Origin of the sequence: Ornithinibacillus halophilus, assembly GCF_900129485.1 — a bacterium.
GTDB lineage: Bacteria > Bacillota > Bacilli > Bacillales > Amphibacillaceae > Ornithinibacillus > Ornithinibacillus halophilus.
This window is the reverse complement of record NZ_FQVW01000008.1, coordinates 1-18,201: the sequence shown is the minus strand read 5'-3', so window position 1 is coordinate 18,201 and position 18,201 is coordinate 1. Positions and strand designations below refer to the sequence as shown.

16 protein-coding genes are annotated in these 18,201 nt (G+C 35.3%); all 16 read left to right on the top strand.

Translation table 11 applies throughout. The features are described 5' to 3' along the window. Positions 1-164 precede the first annotated feature (164 nt). The 16 genes from prfB (at position 165) to BUB12_RS05400 (ending at position 17,955) form a co-directional block, all read left to right on the top strand. Positions 165-1,266 (top strand): peptide chain release factor 2 gene (gene prfB, locus BUB12_RS05480; protein WP_143155597.1). Its coding sequence is split into 2 segments (ribosomal slippage): positions 165-236 and positions 238-1,266, totalling 1,101 coding nucleotides; the frame shifts between segments, so codons are not numbered across the junction. Between the two features lie 244 nt (positions 1,267-1,510). Next, a complete protein-coding gene (cccB, locus tag BUB12_RS05470) occupies positions 1,511-1,846 on the top strand; it encodes a cytochrome c551 (protein WP_072888876.1) in 336 nt (111 codons plus the stop codon). A 285-nt stretch (positions 1,847-2,131) separates the two neighbouring features. Further along, a complete protein-coding gene (ftsE, locus tag BUB12_RS05465) occupies positions 2,132-2,818 on the top strand; it encodes a cell division ATP-binding protein FtsE (RefSeq protein WP_072888874.1) in 687 nt (228 codons plus the stop codon). Continuing rightward, positions 2,808-3,692 (top strand): permease-like cell division protein FtsX, encoded by an 885-nt coding sequence (gene ftsX, locus BUB12_RS05460; RefSeq protein ID WP_072888872.1) that lies wholly within the window; start codon positions 2,808-2,810, stop codon positions 3,690-3,692. Before ftsE ends, ftsX begins: the two co-directional genes overlap by 11 nt. A 161-nt stretch (positions 3,693-3,853) precedes the next feature. Then, positions 3,854-5,224: a murein hydrolase activator EnvC family protein gene (locus tag BUB12_RS05455; RefSeq protein WP_072888861.1), complete on the top strand. Its 1,371-nt coding sequence runs from the start codon at positions 3,854-3,856 to the stop codon at positions 5,222-5,224. Between the two features lie 166 nt (positions 5,225-5,390). Next, a complete protein-coding gene (locus BUB12_RS05450; RefSeq protein ID WP_072888859.1) occupies positions 5,391-6,881 on the top strand; it encodes a S41 family peptidase in 1,491 nt (496 codons plus the stop codon). A 163-nt stretch (positions 6,882-7,044) separates the two neighbouring features. Then, a complete protein-coding gene (locus BUB12_RS05445) occupies positions 7,045-8,265 on the top strand; it encodes a PDZ domain-containing protein (protein ID WP_234982578.1) in 1,221 nt (406 codons plus the stop codon). 244 nt (positions 8,266-8,509) lie between these two features. Continuing rightward, complete coding sequence (locus BUB12_RS05440; RefSeq protein ID WP_072888855.1) at positions 8,510-9,034, top strand: cupredoxin domain-containing protein; 525 nt, start codon at positions 8,510-8,512, stop codon at positions 9,032-9,034. 18 nt (positions 9,035-9,052) lie between these two features. Then, positions 9,053-10,531, top strand: a complete 1,479-nt coding sequence (locus BUB12_RS05435; RefSeq protein WP_072888853.1) for a cbb3-type cytochrome c oxidase subunit I — start codon at positions 9,053-9,055, stop codon at positions 10,529-10,531. A gap of 38 nt (positions 10,532-10,569) precedes the next feature. After that, complete coding sequence (locus BUB12_RS05430; RefSeq protein ID WP_072888851.1) at positions 10,570-11,130, top strand: hypothetical protein; 561 nt, start codon at positions 10,570-10,572, stop codon at positions 11,128-11,130. A 665-nt stretch (positions 11,131-11,795) separates the two neighbouring features. Next, the gene (locus tag BUB12_RS05425; RefSeq protein WP_143155599.1) at positions 11,796-12,878 is read left to right on the top strand and encodes a multicopper oxidase domain-containing protein; all 1,083 of its coding nucleotides are present in this window, start codon (positions 11,796-11,798) and stop codon (positions 12,876-12,878) included. A 122-nt stretch (positions 12,879-13,000) separates the two neighbouring features. Beyond that, on the top strand, positions 13,001-14,359 hold the full coding sequence (locus BUB12_RS05420) for a NosD domain-containing protein (RefSeq protein ID WP_072889020.1): 1,359 nt from the start codon (positions 13,001-13,003) through the stop codon (positions 14,357-14,359). Further along, positions 14,352-14,837 (top strand): nitrous oxide reductase accessory protein NosL, encoded by a 486-nt coding sequence (locus BUB12_RS05415; protein WP_084063223.1) that lies wholly within the window; start codon positions 14,352-14,354, stop codon positions 14,835-14,837. The genes BUB12_RS05420 and BUB12_RS05415 overlap by 8 nt, the downstream gene beginning before the upstream one ends. Next, positions 14,830-15,789 carry an ABC transporter permease gene (locus BUB12_RS05410; RefSeq protein WP_072888849.1) on the top strand — a complete coding sequence of 320 codons (960 nt, stop codon included), beginning with the start codon at positions 14,830-14,832 and terminating at the stop codon, positions 15,787-15,789. Before BUB12_RS05415 ends, BUB12_RS05410 begins: the two co-directional genes overlap by 8 nt. Positions 15,790-15,794: 5 nt before the next feature. Then, positions 15,795-16,538: an ABC transporter ATP-binding protein gene (locus BUB12_RS05405; RefSeq protein ID WP_072888847.1), complete on the top strand. Its 744-nt coding sequence runs from the start codon at positions 15,795-15,797 to the stop codon at positions 16,536-16,538. 346 nt (positions 16,539-16,884) lie between these two features. After that, positions 16,885-17,955 carry a multicopper oxidase domain-containing protein gene (locus BUB12_RS05400; protein ID WP_072889017.1) on the top strand — a complete coding sequence of 357 codons (1,071 nt, stop codon included), beginning with the start codon at positions 16,885-16,887 and terminating at the stop codon, positions 17,953-17,955. The last annotated feature ends 246 nt before the right edge of the window (positions 17,956-18,201 follow it).

Genomic DNA, 18,201 nt, shown 5'->3' with positions numbered 1-18,201 from the left:
AGCACGTAGGTGGCTCACCACTCCCCCACGGAAAGCGAAGTATATTTCTGGAGCGGAGGGTATATGACTAACCTTTATTTTGTTCGGACTTTCTTTTGATACACTCCTTTTGTCTCAGCTTCTTTGCGTGATAATAATTATTAATACACACAGAGGTGAACTATATGGAATTAACAGAAATTAGACAAGAACTAGAAAGAATGAGTGTACGAGTAGCTGAATTTAGGGGGTCTCTTTGACTTAGACCATAAAAAAGAACGCATCTCCGAACTAGAACAACAGATGACTGAAGGAGATTTTTGGGATAATCAAGAAAATGCCCAAAAGGTCATCAATGAAACAAATGGGTTAAAAAGCTATGTAAATGGATTCGAAAAAATATCATCCCGTCTAGATGATTTAGAAGTTTCCTATGAACTTGTAAAAGAAGAAAATGATGAAGAACTATTTGAAGAATTGAATGAAGAACTTGTTTCCTTACAAAAAGACATAAATAACTTTGAATTACAAATGTTATTAAGTGAACCTTATGACGCAAATAATGCAATTTTAGAGTTACACCCTGGTGCTGGAGGAACAGAGTCTCAAGATTGGGCTAGCATGCTGTTACGTATGTATCAACGCTGGTCAGAAGATAGAGGTTTTTCCGTTGAAACATTGGACTACTTACCAGGTGATGAAGCAGGTGTGAAAAGTGTTACGCTCCTAATTAAAGGACATAATGCTTATGGCTATCTAAAGGCTGAAAAAGGTGTTCATCGCTTAGTACGTATTTCGCCATTTGATTCATCTGGTCGTCGCCATACTTCCTTTGTTTCTTGTGAAGTTACGCCTGAAATGACAGATGACGTCGATATTGAAATTAAAACAGAAGATATTAAGGTAGATACGTATCGTGCTAGTGGTGCAGGTGGACAGCATGTTAATACAACCGATTCGGCTGTTCGAATAACTCATCTACCTACAAACACGGTGGTTACTTGTCAAAATGAGCGATCACAGATAAAAAACAGAGAAGCAGCAATGAAAATGTTGAAGTCTAAACTATACCAACTGGAGATAGAACGTCAACAACAAGAACTTGCAGATATTCGTGGTGAACAAAAAGAAATCGGTTGGGGAAGTCAAATCCGTTCTTATGTTTTCCACCCATATTCAATGGTAAAAGATCATCGAACAAATGTTGAAATCGGAAATACGCAATCGGTTATGGATGGAGAAATTGAACCATTTATTGACGCTTATTTACGTTCGCAAATGGGCTAAAATTTGGTAATATCCCTTAACTGCTGAACGGCCGTAAACCATTGATATAACAACATTTGCACAGTGTTTATAGTGTAAAAGAAAGTCATGAAATTGCCACAATCTGCTAAAACCGTTGGTGTGTCAATGTTTATAGCCATAATTTGCCTGTTATTAATTTTTCCCTTACTTTTATTATTTTGTATTTGGGGTATAATAACCATGATAACCTTTATACACAAAATAAATGTTAGGGGGATATAACATGAAAAAATGGTTATTCGCAGTATTATTTGGATCTGCCCTTGTGCTAGGTGCTTGTGGCGGTGGGGACGATGACGCTAACAATTCAGGTAACAATGATGGCGGTGGCGAAACTGCATCTGCTGGAGAAGAAATTTATGAAGACAACTGTGCAGCATGCCATGGCGCTGACCTTGCTGGTGGTGGTGGTCCTGCACTAGATGCAATCGGATCAAAATATTCTGCTGATGAAATCGTTGACATCATTCACAACGGTATCGGTGGAATGCCTGCACAAAAACAAGTGTCTGATGATGATGCACAAACACTTGCAGATTGGTTAGCAGAAAAACAATAATTAAATTTGTACTAAAAAAGTTTGATTCAAATATGGATCAAACTTTTTTTGTTTGTATATATAGTAAAAGCACGATTCCTCTTATATAACTCAACCACACCTTAAAAGCTACTTCCATACTGTTATCTCTCCTATATTATTAATATGCATTTACATGAAATATAAATGTAATATTTTTATGTCTAAAAAACCTGTTGAAAAATGTTATAATGTAATAGAATTAAGATTATACACTCGAATAAAGCGTGATAAGAACTACAAAACATGATAAAGGTGAGCTAAACCATGATATTAATGAAAGACATATATAAAACATATGATAATGGGGTAACTGCCCTTAATGGGATAAATGTGGAAATTGACCAAGGTGAGTTTGTATACGTAGTTGGCCCAAGTGGGGCTGGTAAATCAACATTTATTAAATTAATGTACCGCGAAGTAAAACCATCTAAAGGAAAACTAATAATCAACAATAAAGACTTAACCGACCTAAAAGAAAAGGAAGTACCTCTACTTCGAAGACAAATCGGAGTAATCTTCCAGGATTTCAAACTATTATCCAGATTAACTGTTTATGAAAATATTGCTTTTGCCTTAGAAGTAATCAACGAGTCACCACGTAATATAAGAAAACGTGTAATGGATGTACTTGAATTGGTGGGCTTAAAAAATAAAGCAAGATTTATCCCTAGTGAATTATCAGGTGGGGAACAGCAACGTGTTTCTATCGCTCGAGCAATAGTCAATCACCCGAAGCTTGTTATTGCGGACGAGCCTACAGGTAACCTTGATCCAGATACGTCATGGGAAATCATGAAAGTTTTTGAAGAAATCAATGCCAGAGGAACAACTATTGTTATGGCGACGCACAGTAAAGAAATTGTAAACACAATTAAACGACGTGTTATTGCCATCGAAGACGGTAGAATTGTACGAGACCAGCATCGAGGTGATTACGGTTATGAAATTTAGAACATTGAAAAGACATCTAAGAGAAGGTATTAAAAATATTTTTCGTAATGGTTGGATGACGGTAGCATCTGTTGGGGCCGTGACTATGACACTGGTATTGGTAGGGTCTTTCCTTGCACTAATGCTTAACTTAAATCATATGGCAGAAAAGATTGAAGATGATGTCGTCGTTAAAGCGTTAATTGATACGACGGCTGACGATAGCCAAATTAAAGTACTTGGTGATGAAATCGAACAAATTGCAGAAGTGGATTCAGTAGTTTTCTCATCTAAAGATGAAGAATTAGATAATCTTATTGAAGGCCTGGGCGATAGTTGGCGGTTATTCGAACAAGAAAACCCACTAAACCATGCTTATATCATTAAAGCAACAGATCCTCAAAATACTTCGTCTATAGCACAAAAAGTAGCAAGTTTGTCTAATGTAGATGAAGTGACTTATGGAGAAGAGGTCGTACAAAACCTTTTCAAATTTAACAATTACGCTAGAAACATTGGAATAGTACTAATTCTGGGTCTAGTATTAACAGCAATCTTCTTAATTTCCAATACGATTAAATTGACCATCATGGCAAGAAGTAAAGAAATTGGGATTATGAAATTAGTTGGTGCAACAAATGGATTTATCCGTTGGCCATTTTTCATTGAAGGAATGTTGTTAGGAATTTTAGGTTCAATCATTCCGATTGTAGGTATTTTGGTTGGATACAAATTCTTTGAAAACAACATCCAACAAATTAATACAATTGGATTTGTTGAGTTATTACCATACAATCCGTTTGCATGGCAACTGTCTGCAATTTTATTAGCAACAGGAGCACTTATTGGAATATGGGGAACAGTAATGAGTGTCCGTAAATTCCTAAAAGTTTAAACAAACAGGTAGGAAAGCAATCCTTTCCTACCTTTTGATACATAATAAACAAACATCATGTGTATTTTCTTTTAATAGATTGTTAGTTTGTGAGGTTCGGAGGCTTACGTCGCACTAGTTGGACGAGCTATATATTCTAGTAAAAGGAGAGGTGGGATGAGATGAAAAAGTACTTGGTATACGCACTAATAATCTTACTTGTTTTTACTTCCGTTAATTGGATGTCTGTTTCCGCTGAATCAGTTAGTGATTTGGACAAAGAAATTAAAGATTTAGAAAAACAAGAACAAGATTTAGAGAATAAGAAGAATGAATTAGATGGGCAAAAGTCTGAGAATGAAAAAAAATTGAACGAAAATCTCAGTGAACAAGAAAAACTTACGAATGAGATTGCTTCCTTAGAGAATAAATTAAGTGATACAGAAGCTGCTATCAAATCAAAAGAAAATGAAATAACATCAACGAATCAAGAAATAACCAAACTGAATGACAGAATAGAAGAATTAAAAGTAGAAATAGAGAATTTAAGAGAAGAAATAAAAAATTTAAAAAAAGAAATAAAAGAATTAGAGAATAAAATAAGTAAACGTGAAGAAATGTTAAAGGATCGTCTACGTAATATCCAAAAAAATGGTGGCGATTTAAAATATTTAGAAGTTCTACTTGGGTCTACTAGTTTCTCAGATTTCATCAGTCGAGCAGCTGCTCTTAGTGTTGTAATGAAACAAGATGAAGCTATTATGGAATCACTAGCAAAAGATAAGGAAGTTATACAAAATAAAAAGACACAGGTTGAAGAAAATAAATCGGTAGTCGAAGAAAATAAATCAGAAGTTGAAGGAAATAAAAAGACAGTAGAAGAAAAAAAAGTAGAACTAGAGGGACAAAAAACTGAACTTGTTGCACTACAAGGTCAATTAGATAGTCAAAAACAAGATAAACAATCTTTGATGACTAAGTTGCAAAGAGAGCATGAGATTTTAGATGAAATACAGTTAGATATAGAAGAAGAAAGAAAGATTATTGCTGCTGAAGTGGAAGCGAAACAGAAAGCAATTGCTATGGCAGAGAGAAAGAAGAAAGAGTTAGAACAGCTAAATAAGAAGCCTGAAAATAACTCTAGTAATCCTAATGGAATCTTCTCATCTCCTGTAGTTGGCCGAGAATCTTCCCCATTTGGTATGAGATGGCACCCAATCTTCCACATGTATCGGAACCATGATGGAATAGATTATGCTGTTGCTACAGGGACTGTTTTAAGGGCACCTGCAGACGGGGTTGTTAGCACTGCAAGGTGGGCAGGTGGTTTTGGTAATACAATTATGATCTCTCATTATATTAATGGGCAAAGTTATACGACTTTGATGGCTCACTTAAGTAGTATTGAAGTTTATGTTGGTCAAGAAGTAACGGAAGGCCAAGTAATTGGAAAAACAGGTAATACTGGTGATTCAACTGGTCCACATCTGCATTTCGAAGTGCATCCAGGTGGCTATGATAACCCAGTCGATCCAAAACCATATTTAAAATAATTGATTAAAAAAGGTATCATCTCTAAGAGAGCTTGATACCTTTTTCTACTATATGCAACAGATAAGTAAAAATAATTAAGAGAAATTCTTAGTCAAGTTCGTAATATAGTGGTATGCTTTTTTATATAACATAAAATGTATTAATCATAGTCTTTGAGGTGAAAAAATGAAGTTAAAAATGCCACAAATCGTTTTGATTCTAATTGGAGCCCTTGTACTTGGCTTTGTTGGTGCATATGCAGGAGTCCAATTAGGAGATTCCGAAGAACAAGAAAATTCGAATGAAAATACTGAAGAAATTGCCAATCAAGATGAGAACCATACAGAAGATGTAACTGAAAATGAACAAGTTGACGAAATTCCAGATTATATGACTAAAGTTGTTCAAGCATTTCATTTAATTAAGCAAAATTACTTAGAAGATGTAGAAGACCAACAATTAATCGAAGGTGCTATCCAAGGGATGCTAACGACATTAGGTGATCCTTATAGTAGTTATATGGACGTAGAGGTGATGGAACAATTTAATGAACAAATTGAATCATCTTTTGAAGGAATCGGAGCAGAGGTCAGCATGATGAATGGTGCTGTTACCATTGTAGCTCCCATAAAAGATTCCCCTGCTGAAAAGGAAGGGTTAAGACCGAATGATCAAGTCCTTGAAGTAGATGGTGAGTCACTTGAAGGTCTAGATTTAAACGAAGCTGTGGCAAAAATACGAGGTGAAAAAGGTTCGGAAGTGGTGCTAACTATTTTACGTCCGGGTTCATCTGAGCCATTTGAAGTAACAATTGTTCGTGATACGATTCCTTTAGAAACGATTTATGCTGAAATGAAGAGTGAAAATGGTAAGAATACAGGAATCATTGAGATTACTAATTTCTCAGAAACAACATCAACAGACTTTAATACAGAGTTGGAACGTTTGGAAAGCGAAGGGATGGACGGATTAGTCATCGATGTGCGAGGTAACCCAGGAGGATTGCTAAGTGCAGTAGAAGAAATTTTAATGAATTTTGTCCCTAGTGATGTGCCTTATGTACAAATTGAAGACCCAAATGGGAATAGATCCCCATATTTTTCTAAATTAGAGGAAAAGAAAGACTATCCAATTACGGTTCTTATCAATGAAGGTAGTGCATCTGCTTCAGAAATACTAGCTGTAGCAATGAAAGAAATTGGGTATGATGTTGTGGGGATGACGACCTTTGGGAAAGGAACTGTCCAACAAGCCGTACCACTAGGTGATGGAAGTTCTATTAAATTGACTTACTATAAATGGCTTTCACCTGAAGGTAATTGGATACATGAAACAGGAGTAGAACCTACAGTAGAAGTGGATCAACCTGAATATTTTTATACTAATCCAATTAATTTAGAAGATGAAACATTAACTTTAGATCAATCAGATTCTAAGATTGCCAATATCCAAAAGATGTTAGATGGTATAGGTTATAACCCTGGTCGTTTAGATGGTTACTTTAATCAAGAAACCATGGATGCTGTCAAAGCATTTCAACAGGACCATGATATCTCTGTAACAGGTGAAATTGATAAACAAACGGTAGGATTAATCGAGGCAACGTTAATCGAACGAATTCGAAGTGGTGAAGATGACCAACAATTAGAAAGAGCGCTTGAAGTTTTATATGAATAGATTAAAAAGCTATCCCATAGAGATTACAATCTCTACGTGGGATAGCTCTTCTTTTTGCGAATGTTATCCTAAATATATTCCATATTGATAGAGAAATACACTAATCTTACAATTATAGGGATTTAATTATGTAAAAAGAAGGAATAGGCTGTAGTAATATCGAATGTATAATAGATATAGTGAATTTGGTACATCATTGTGGGGTGATCATGAGATGGTAGAAGAATGGTTGTTAGAAATAGCAAAAGGAATAGGAAGACTCTTTCTTAATCCATTATTATATTGGTTTATTCTTCTCTTATTTTTCACGGGTTATAAACGTGTGAAACAAGAAAGAAAGCAATTCGGTATAAAAGTTTTTGATATTTTTTCGGAATGGAGAGATACTTGGGTACTCACTTTATTATTAGGAATCTTTATTTCTATTATATCCATTATGTTAGGACTGGTATTTTCAATAGAAACATTGCTCATCCTTAGTTTTGTGACGATAATTCTAAGTGTGACTTTGCAATTATCATTATTATCGGCAAGTTATACAATCGGTTTGTCTTATATTTTGTTACTCGTATTCCCATTATTTTTTGATTCAATCGGTAGCTGGACTTTATTTGAAGAAATTAATTTTACAGGGTTAGTAATTTTATTAGCCATATTTCTTTTAGTTGAGTCGCATTTATTGTCTAAAACAGAACGGAATGAAACCTTTCCCTCATTAACATTAGGAACTCGCGGGAGTTGGATTGGACAACATACTATAAAGAAAGCAGCTATTATTCCATTTTTTACGTTAATCCCAACTGGTTTAATTCCAGCAATAGAGCCTTATTGGCCGTATTTAACAATTGGTGGAGAAAACTATGGGCTTATTCTGTTTCCTTTTGTTATAGGCTATAAACATCAAGTAAAAGGTATGCTCTCTATCGAGGCGGCAGTAAGGTTGTCTAAATCTCTATTTTGGTTAGCAATACTTGTTCTTTTAATTGCAATAAGCAGTATTATGATCGAATGGTTGTCGTTAGTTGCAATTGTAATAGCAATCTTGGGTAGAGAATATATCAATTATAGACATCGCTTAGAAGATAATTCGAAAACACCAATTTTTTATCAATCCAATCAAGGACTAAAAGTATTAAGTATTATACCAGGTTCACCTGCTGATCGTTTGGATATCCAAGTTGGAGAAACGATCACAAAAGTAAATGGTACTCGAATTTCTAATGAACAGGAATTTTATGAGGCCTTACAAGATACTGGAGCATTTTTTAAGATCGAACTGTTGGATATAAATGGTGAAATTCGATTTGTACAAAGTGCAATTTATGAAGGAGATCATCATGAATTAGGCATACTATTCCCATCAACACCACATCGTGAAAACTAATGTAAACATAGAGGTTATTCTATAATGAATAGCCTCTTTTTTTATGGAATAAAAGTTAAAACTCCTATGATTACAATTGTTTCAATTTTACTCCTTTATGAAGGTAAAAACTGTTGCAACGGTGTTAATTAGTATTAATGTTCGGTGTGACTTATTGCACATTCAAATGCTCTTTAGTTGCTTAATATAGGTGTTGATTCAGCAATTTAAAATATATTTCATAATCAACTGAGGAGGTTTTTAAATGATTCAAACAGTTGCATGGGTAGTTAGTTTAATTTTCATGACGGCAATCGCTGGAATCTTTTTATTTGTGGCGATTAAGTCAAAAGAAAAAAGAGAATATGAGCCAATTAAGAAAAAATGGTATAAGGCTCGTACCTTCTATGGTACAACATTAGTTATCGCATTTTTAGTTATTACGATTTATACATTACGTGAGTTGCCATATAATCAACCTTTATATGGGGATGAACAAGAACCAACAATTGTTGATGTAGAGGCATTCCAATTTGGTTGGCATATAAGTGAAAAAGAATTTAAAGTTGGCGAACCAATTGAATTTGATGTTACAAGCGCAGATGTAACACATGGATTTGGAATTTATGATGAAGATCGAAATCTAATTGCACAAACTCAGGCAATGCCAGGGTATACAAATACTGTTTACATTACATTTGATGAGCCTGGTACATATGAAATTCTTTGTTTAGAATACTGTGGTCTTGCTCACCATGTAATGATTGCAACAATCGAGGTCACAGAATAATTTAGTGGAGGTGTGAATATGAGTTCTTTTGTTAAAAATGAATTAAATAGTAAAAATGGAATGATTTCTACTTATCTATTAATCGGTGGAGTAGTAATTGCTTTAATGATGGTATTTGGAATCTTAATGCTTTTAGCTCAAGGTGGTGTATTGGATTTATCACCAGCGGCTTTTTATCAGTTCTTAACAATTCACGGTACGGGAATGGTAGGAGCAGCAGCATTTGCTGCTGCAGGTGTAATGTGGTATTTCCTACGTCAGCACGTTACTCTATCTGAAAAAATCTTTAAAGTTAATATGGTATTATTTTTAATCGGAGTACTAATGGTAATTGTTGGCGTATTTTCTTTTGAATATGCTAGTGCATGGACTTTCCTATATCCACTACCAGCATTATCTGCTAATGCTTGGGGAACTGTAGGTGCATTACTTTACTTATTCGGAATGTTAATTCTTGGTGTAGGTTTCTTACTTCTATATATTGATACAGGTAGAGCTATTATTAAGAAGTTTGGTAGTTTAGGAAAAGGATTAGGATGGGATGTTATTTCTGGTAAAAAAGCAGAAAAAGACGCTCCATCACCAACAGTAGTAGCAAGTACAATGGTAACAATCGTGAATGTCACTGCTTTAACGGCAGGTGCAACCGTATTAATCATGAATATCATTAATGTAATTAATCCTGCATTTACTTTCGATCCTTTACTAGCTAAAAATTTAACGTATGCATTTGGTCATATTTTTGCTAACTCTATTATTTATATGGGTGTAATTGTAGTGTACGAATTGCTATCTAAGTATACAGGACGTCCTTGGAAATCCAATCGTATTTTCTTAATTGCTTGGACAATGTCGACTACATTTACTTTATTGATCTATACTCATCATATGTTAATGGACTCTGTAATGCCTAAATGGATGTTAATCATGGGACAAGCATTATCTTACGCTAACGGATTACCAGTATTAGTTATCACTGCATACGGTGCATTGATGATTGTGTATAAATCTGGTATTAAATGGGATATGGCTTCAGGACTAGCATTCCTATCTATGTTTGGTTGGACAGTTGGTGTTGTACCAGCAATTATCGATGCCACAATCGTAGTTAACCATGTAATGCATAATACAAAATGGGTTCCGGGTCACTTCCATATGTACATGGGATTGGGTGCAGTAGTTATGCTATTCTCTTTCATGTACTACTTAGCAAAAGTTGACAGTAACTTAAAAACAAATGGCTTGGATAAATTTGCTTTCTTCGCATACACACTAGCAATGATTGCAGTAAGTGTTCAATTCCTAGTTTCTGGTGCTTTAAGTACACCAAGAAGATGGGCAACTCACTTCCCTGAATGGATGGGGCCAGCATTATTTGGTGGTATTGCAGGAATCTTGTTAGTAATTGCTACAACAATATTTATTGTACACTTTGTACGCTACATGAGAGAGCGTGGTACTGGATTTGGAGAATTAGAGCAAAAGGATGTTGCATAAATAATCGAAGTGTGAGTAGATATTAGGAGTTTGATAATATGAGACAGATATTCGTTGGTATTCTCTTATACGCTATATTGGTGCTACCGCCAATACGGCTATATCTAGAATCGATAATGGTCACACATATGTTAGTTCAATTGCCTCTACTTATATTTACAGGATGGTTAATTAGTAAATATATTGTAGGAAAGTATCGTTCGTTTTTTAGTAAATGGAATACTTATGGGGTGCCTGGAATTATATTTGTTGCTATTGTTACAACATATTGGATGATTCCCCGTACGTTGGATGAAGCATTGACAATGAATATAATGGAAATATTTAAATTTATAAGTCTACCAATTGTAGGTTTATTGATTCGAGATAGTTGGAAAAAGCTTGAGGGTATTGGTAAGAGTTTTATCTATTTAAATTATCTGTCCATGTTTGGTTTAATGGCCTGGCTCTATATTGATTCACCCATCCAAATATGTAATAACTATTTAGAAACAGAACAGAAAATATTAGGATGGGGAATGCTCGTAATTACTGCATGCATGATCTTTTATTTCATCCAGTATGTGTTTACTGATCATACGGAAGAAGATTTCTGCTAGAGGGTGGTAAGCCGGGAACTTCTTGGTTAAGTTCCCTGGCACCCTTATGTTAAGGAAGGACACGCATTTATTGTAGGTACTATTAATGCCTTGCTGCTTGTATTGTTATAGCCTCACCCTTATAGCTGGACATCAGATACGCTATTTTGTGTGATTCGGATATTTTGAGAATCTGACGGACATCCAGTACCTTATTCACCAAGAATTCCTCGGTTTTTCTAGTGTTTCAGATAAATAACGGAACAGAAGTCCAAACTCCCTCCCAATACATCCTATCTACCAACATAACGGAATAAATGTCCCATCTACCACTAAATCCCACCCCTGTCATCGGTTTCGCACCCTATTGGTATGGTTTCCACTATTCTAACGTTAGTTATAGAGTTAAATGTGATATACTTCACAAATTATTGATTGAAACACTTAGATAGAAAACGTTTTCAATATTACTCTTTTCCACTGTTTATAATGTATTTACCATTTATTGTGTAGTAATAATCCTTGTCAAATATTGTTCATAAATTCACATGAAAACAGTGATTCAAATCACGGGTGGAGGTCTTGATCGAAAGTAAACTAAAGCTAACGATAAGATAACAGCAAGACAAAAAAGAAAAAATAAATAGTTAAGATCTTATCAAATAAAATAAGAGGTGATTATTATGATGATGAAAAAATTAGGTTTTAAAGTAGTAGCAGGTTTAAGTGCTTCAGCAATTCTTTTGGCAGCATGTAGTGATCCAGAAGCACAAAATGATGCATCAAATGTAGAAGATGCTGTGAGTAGTGTAAGTGCTGATTCCAATCAAGAAAAAGAACCAATCATCATTGAACCACATAAAGATTTAAATCAAGAACCTGTACCATTGAAAGTGGAAAGAGTAGGAGAAAATGAAGTTAACGTAGAAATGACTGCACAAATAACTGATATTGAAATTGATAAAGGACTTATTTATAAAGCATGGACATTTAATGGGGAAGCTCCAGGTCCAGTAGTTGTTGTAGAGGAAGGGGATGTTATTAACTTTACGTTAAAGAACATGGACCCAGCCATTCCGCATAGCATGGACTTCCACGCTGTTCATACAGCACCATCAAAAGGGTTTGCGAATGTAGATCCGGATGAAACAGGAACATTCACATATCCAGCTAATAATCCAGGTGTATTCATGTACCACTGTGGAACAGGTCCAACACTTTCACATATTGCAAATGGGATGCATGGAACAATTATCGTTAAACCTAAAGATGGTTATCCAACCGATGACCAAATTGACCGCGAATTTGTTATGATACAAAACGAATGGTATGACTATAACGATTTAGATGATTTCACAAATGGTGAACCGAACCAAGTAGTTTTCTCTACAAAAGCTCTAAAAGAAGGGGATCGCAACACTAATGGAGATACCTTCACATTAAAAGATGAACCACTATTAGCAAAAGTTGGAGATCGTGTAAGAATCTATGTTAACAATGTTGGTCCTAATGAAGTAAGTTCTTTCCACGTAGTAGGTACTGTTTTTGATAATGTGTATGTTGATGGAAATCCTTATAACCATATGCAAGGCTTACAAACTGTAATGTTACCTGCAAGTGGTGGTGCTGTAGTAGAATTTACGGTTACTGATGTAGGAAGCTACCCAATTGTAACTCACCAATTTGAACATGCACAAAAAGGAGCAACAGCTATCTTGAAAGTTACAGAAGATGGAGAAGATGACGGAAAAGCTACTATGAGTCACTAATCTAGTAACCTGTAATTGGAAAGCCGTATAAAGCCTGCAATTAAAAGGGGTGCTTTCCCCTTTTGATTGAGGCTTTTTCTTTAGAAGAAGACTTCAAAAAGGGAGACATTGGAGGTGATTCAATGAGAGGGAAGTTGTTGATTGTAGGTTTAGTATCGATTCTGTTTATCTTCTTTGTTAATAAAGAAATTCATGCCGAAGAATTTAAAGTAACGGATGAAGAAGAACTTAAAACAGCTTTAGATCTAGCAAAAACAGATGACGTCATTTTACTAGGGGAAGGTACCTATAATGGGAATTTCGTTATTGAAAATACAGTTACACTTATCGGTGAAGACGGTGCAACCATTCAAGGATTGGATCATGGGAGTGTATTAACAATACATGCAGATGATGTCGTCATTGAAAACTTGCAAATAACCGGTGGTGGAACACAGAACGCGGGTATTTATGTGAAATCTAATCGAAATAGAATTACAAATAATCGATTCTACGATGTTTTCCATGGCGTAATGGTAAAAGACGGGTATGGAAATGAAATTACGAACAATATGATGACGAGTCTCTTTGATGCAAAACATAAAGGGTTTGGTGTTTATTTAATTGAAGCACCTTATTCAATCGTAACAGAAAACATCATTTACGATTCAAATGACGGGATTTATATATCTTTTTCTGATCTCTGTGAAATCACTGGAAATACCATTAAAAAAGCTAGATATGGCGTACACACCATGGATTCAGAAAATGTCATTATCGCACAAAATGTTATCTCTAATAGTAGGAACGGTTTAATGATTATGCAAAGCTATAGTATTCGGATAAAGGAAAATTATTTACATTCAAATACTACTGTAGATGGAGCAGGGATGTTTATATTTGATACGTTTGATTCCACAATTTCAGCTAATATTATGGAAATGAATAACAAAGGAATCTATTTAGAAAATGCGCTTAGAAATGAAATACTTTTTAATTCCTTTGAGGGAAATGATATTGGGATTGAAATTGGTGTTGATTCAAATGATAACCAAATTAATTTAAATAATTTCATTGGAAATACTCAGCAAGTGATTTCGGATAAAAGTAACGAAAACAGTTTTACAAGTAACGGATATGGTAACTATTGGGACAATCAAAGTCATTTAAATATTAACCAGGACGAATTGAATGACTATGCCTACAAAAGTGGTGACGTATTTTATAACTTGACATCAGATGAACCGTATCTACAACTTTTTACTGGAAGTCCTGCAGTTCGATTATGGAATACGGTTGAACAATATGTTCCGATACCTTCAAATCAATTTATCGTTGATGAGAAGCCACTGATACAACCTGCGAGTATTGAAGTGGATATTGTAGGAAAACAAGAAAATAAACAACAATCCATTATCTGGGAAAGCTTCTTCTTTTATGTAGGTTTACTATGTATTTCAGTTTTGATTATTGGGAAGACGAGGAGGAAACAAGATGCGTAAAATTGTCTACTTAATTGCATTTATGTTTATTAGCGTTGGTATATTAGTCGGGTGTTCAGAGGATGTTTCAATGGAGCCAGTTGAGATCGATGAAAGTGTGGATAGTTGTGATGTTTGCCATATGGGTATCCAAGACAAAGGTGCTTCAAGTCAAATAATCTTAAATGATGGTACTCCGAAAAAATTTGATGATATTGGTTGTATGCTTACGTATTATGTAGATAATCAAGAGGAAGTTGGAAAAGTGTATGTGCATGATTATCATTCGAATGATTGGATTGACATGGTAGATGCCACTTTTATTCAAGATAGTTCGATTTCTTCTCCGATGAGCTACGGAATTATTGCTTTTGAGTCTCAAGAAGATGCGGAAGCATTTCAACAAGATAATGGTGGAGAGATGTATGTGGGTGATGAAATTACAGATATTGATGTGAAAGCATTGAAAGCTATGGGACATGGTGGTTCTCATGAATAAATGGAAATCATTGAATTCCATGATCGTCCATGAATTGCGCCTGTTACTAAGAAGCAAGTGGTTGCTGAATTTTACCATCCTATTTTTTGCTATGGCAGCCCTGTTTTACTTTTATGGATTGAAATCAATAGAAACCGATCCTGTAGAAGTGACCTATGGTTTGGAGTCAGTTGGCACAGATATTGATATTGGAACGGTTGACCCGTCTTATTTTGGATTAGAAGAAACGGTAGTGGAAGGTGAAGGTGGAGGTGGAGCGGCTGACAGTAGTGTTGGATACAACCGTGCAATTTCTATGTTGATGAACTTGTCACTCTGGATTATTCCTATTATTGCCTTGATCTTAGGAGCAAACTCAATTATTGCCGACAAAGAGGGTGGAAGGTTAGCGCTATACCGAACGTATCAAATGCCTTATATTTTCTACTTATTAAGTAAATTTATAGCCTTAAGTCTTTCGTTAATCATTTCATTAGGGATTTCGTATGGGGTAGTTGGTGTTGGTATCTCCTTATTTGGTGAACCAATGGAAAATTCCTTCTTGATGACATTCCTATTACTAAATGTGTTTCTAGTAATCTTATTTTCAGCCTTATCTTTAATAATTGGATCAATTAGTGTTACGCGAATGCAAGGATTATCGCTAGCATTATTTGCATGGAGCTTACTAGTATTTGTGTATGAGTTCGTTATTTTCTCTGTAATTGATCTCGTACCATATGCTCAAAAATTAAATAGTGTTTTAGTCATGGTCTTACTAAATCCGATTGAATCCATTCGTGTTTGGTCCATTGAAAAGCTTAATGCAGATTATATTTTCGGACCTGAGTTTTTAATAATTAGTGAGTGGGGAGCAAGTGGTATGCTTACTAATATTATTTTGATAACTTTTGCTTTAATGATTGTCATAGCAATTCTTGTTTCTAATCAAGTAATGAAATGGAGAGGATGAGTTAGATGAAAGAAGATATCGTTTTAACAATCTCTCAACTATCAAAAACGTACGGGAAAAAACAAGTTCTTCATCCAGTAGATTTAAAGGTGAAACGTGGTGAATGTGTTGTACTATGTGGTGGAAATGGTGCAGGAAAAAGTACGTTGATTAAAATGATAACCGGTATTGAGAAGCAATCGACTGGGAAATTTACTTTTAAAGTAGATAACAAGAAAAAATTTGGCTTTATGCCTGATGCCATGGATTTTCCAGGAGAATTAACAGCGATTGAAGTCTTGAAGTATTATGGGAAATTTTTAAATGCTAGTGAAGATAAAATAAATGAATTATTAAAGCGAGTTGGGTTGTGGGATGTACGAAATCAGAAGGTCGGGTCTTTCTCAAAAGGGATGTCACAACGCGTAAACTTAGCGCAAACTTTATTAGCAGATGTAGATGTGTATATTTTAGATGAGCCCACTAATGGCCTAGACCCATATTGGGTAATAGAATTTAAGGAAATTATTCATGATTTAAAACGTGAAGGAAAAACGATATTATTAAGCAGCCATATTATGCGTGATGTTGCTGAAATATCAGATAGAGTCGTTATTCTCTTTGAAGGTGCCATAAAGGAAGACGGATCACTAGAAGAAATCTATGCTAGAAATAATTGTGAAAGTCTTGAAGAGGTATTTTTGAAACTGTTAAAATTACAAACGAATCAGTCGGTGCTTAGGAAGACATTAGAATATGATGCTGGATAGCTTGTGTTTAAAAGAATAGGATCGCATAGCAAAGAAGAAATATTTTGCTATGCGATCTTTTTGTACTCTGATAAGTGGCCCTTATGTTAATATATGGTAATTTACATTGTGATATTTTCACAGATTTAAAAGGTTTATGGATTGCATTTCACTAATAATTATAAAATACTAAAGGTTTTATTAGTAAATTAATAACGTCATAGTTTGTTCATAATTGAACAGGTTAGGTGTGATGTGCGTCACAGGGTGAAGCTAGTTGTCGAAGTACAATGTAATTGAAGATAAGATTTACTTAGGAGAGATAGAAAAAATCTTATCTATTAAACAATATGAGGTGATTAGTATGATGAAAAAGTTTGGTTATGGCGTAGTTGTTACCTTGAGTGCAGCAATTTTATTATCTGCTTGTAGTGGAGCAGATGGAGCTAAACAAGAACTATCACCTGAAAATGATAATGCAATCAATACAGTTCAAGCTGAAGAAATGGAACCAGCTGTATTTCAACCACATGAAGGTTTAAATGATGCACCGATTCCATTAGATATGGAAAGAGACGGAACTGATGTTTATATAAATATGACTGCTCAAATTACTGATATCGAAATTGAAGAAGGATACAATTACAAAGCTTGGACTTTTAATGGTGAGGCACCAGGTCCACTAGTTGTTGTTAACGAAGGAGACACCATTCACTTTACACTTGAGAACAAAGACCCTGCTATTCCTCATAGTATGGACTTCCATGCAGTACACACAGCACCAGACAAAGGATTTGCGAATGTAATGCCGAATGAGGAAGGAACATTCACTTATCAAGCTACTAAGCCTGGGGTATTCATGTATCACTGTGGAACAGGTCCTATCTTATCTCACATTGCCAATGGAATGCACGGCGTCATCATTGTTAAACCGGCAGATGGGTACCCAACAGATGATCAAGTAGATAAAGAATTTGTGATTATTCAAAATGAATGGTATAAATACAATGATTTAGATGACATGACAAATAATGAACCTTCTCAAGTAGTGTTCTCTGCTAAAGCATTACATGAAGGTCAACCTAATACAAATGGTACTGTTACAGCACTGAAGGATGAGCCTCTATTAGCTAAAGTTGGCGACAAAGTAAGAATTTACATCAATAACGTAGGTCCGAATGAAGTAAGTAGCTTTCACGTCGTAGGAACCATCTTTGATGATGTCTACCTAGATGGAAACCCTGCAAACCGATTAGAAGGTATGCAAACAGTTATGCTGCCTGCGAGTGGTGGAGCTGTAGTTGAGTTCACAGTCATAGAAGAGGGCGTCTATCCATTTGTAACACACCAATTTAACCACGCTACTAAAGGAGCTGTTGGCTATATCAAAGTTACAGAAGATGGCCTAGATGATGGAGCAGAAGTAAGTGGTCACTAGGATATAGAAATGAAGCCTGGGACAAAAGTATTTTAGATGTTAAGATCCGAACAATATTTGTTCGGATCTTTTATTGTGAGCAAATCTTATTGGTGGTGTGAATTTGACCGCTACGGAAAATACACTTCGCTTTCACTTCCAGCACAAGTGCGACATCTGTTCAAGCTTCCTACGATCGCTTTCTCAGTGTCTTCTTTGCCGCGGGCGGCTGGTGAGCCAGGGAACTACTTGGCTAGGCTTCCTAGC

What these genes read in the sequence shown, in the direction of transcription:
- cccB (WP_072888876.1), top strand. Translation starts at nt 1,511, where the DNA reads ATGAAAAAATGGTTATTCGCAGTATTATTTGGATCTGCCCTTGTGCTA.
- ftsE (WP_072888874.1), top strand. Translation starts at nt 2,132, where the DNA reads ATGATATTAATGAAAGACATATATAAAACATATGATAATGGGGTAACT.
- ftsX (WP_072888872.1), top strand. Translation starts at nt 2,808, where the DNA reads ATGAAATTTAGAACATTGAAAAGACATCTAAGAGAAGGTATTAAAAAT.
- BUB12_RS05455 (WP_072888861.1), top strand. Translation starts at nt 3,854, where the DNA reads ATGAAAAAGTACTTGGTATACGCACTAATAATCTTACTTGTTTTTACT.
- BUB12_RS05450 (WP_072888859.1), top strand. Translation starts at nt 5,391, where the DNA reads ATGAAGTTAAAAATGCCACAAATCGTTTTGATTCTAATTGGAGCCCTT.
- BUB12_RS05445 (WP_234982578.1), top strand. Translation starts at nt 7,045, where the DNA reads ATGTATAATAGATATAGTGAATTTGGTACATCATTGTGGGGTGATCAT.
- BUB12_RS05440 (WP_072888855.1), top strand. Translation starts at nt 8,510, where the DNA reads ATGATTCAAACAGTTGCATGGGTAGTTAGTTTAATTTTCATGACGGCA.
- BUB12_RS05435 (WP_072888853.1), top strand. Translation starts at nt 9,053, where the DNA reads ATGAGTTCTTTTGTTAAAAATGAATTAAATAGTAAAAATGGAATGATT.
- BUB12_RS05430 (WP_072888851.1), top strand. Translation starts at nt 10,570, where the DNA reads ATGAGACAGATATTCGTTGGTATTCTCTTATACGCTATATTGGTGCTA.
- BUB12_RS05425 (WP_143155599.1), top strand. Translation starts at nt 11,796, where the DNA reads ATGATGAAAAAATTAGGTTTTAAAGTAGTAGCAGGTTTAAGTGCTTCA.
- BUB12_RS05420 (WP_072889020.1), top strand. Translation starts at nt 13,001, where the DNA reads ATGAGAGGGAAGTTGTTGATTGTAGGTTTAGTATCGATTCTGTTTATC.
- BUB12_RS05415 (WP_084063223.1), top strand. Translation starts at nt 14,352, where the DNA reads ATGCGTAAAATTGTCTACTTAATTGCATTTATGTTTATTAGCGTTGGT.
- BUB12_RS05410 (WP_072888849.1), top strand. Translation starts at nt 14,830, where the DNA reads ATGAATAAATGGAAATCATTGAATTCCATGATCGTCCATGAATTGCGC.
- BUB12_RS05405 (WP_072888847.1), top strand. Translation starts at nt 15,795, where the DNA reads ATGAAAGAAGATATCGTTTTAACAATCTCTCAACTATCAAAAACGTAC.
- BUB12_RS05400 (WP_072889017.1), top strand. Translation starts at nt 16,885, where the DNA reads ATGAAAAAGTTTGGTTATGGCGTAGTTGTTACCTTGAGTGCAGCAATT.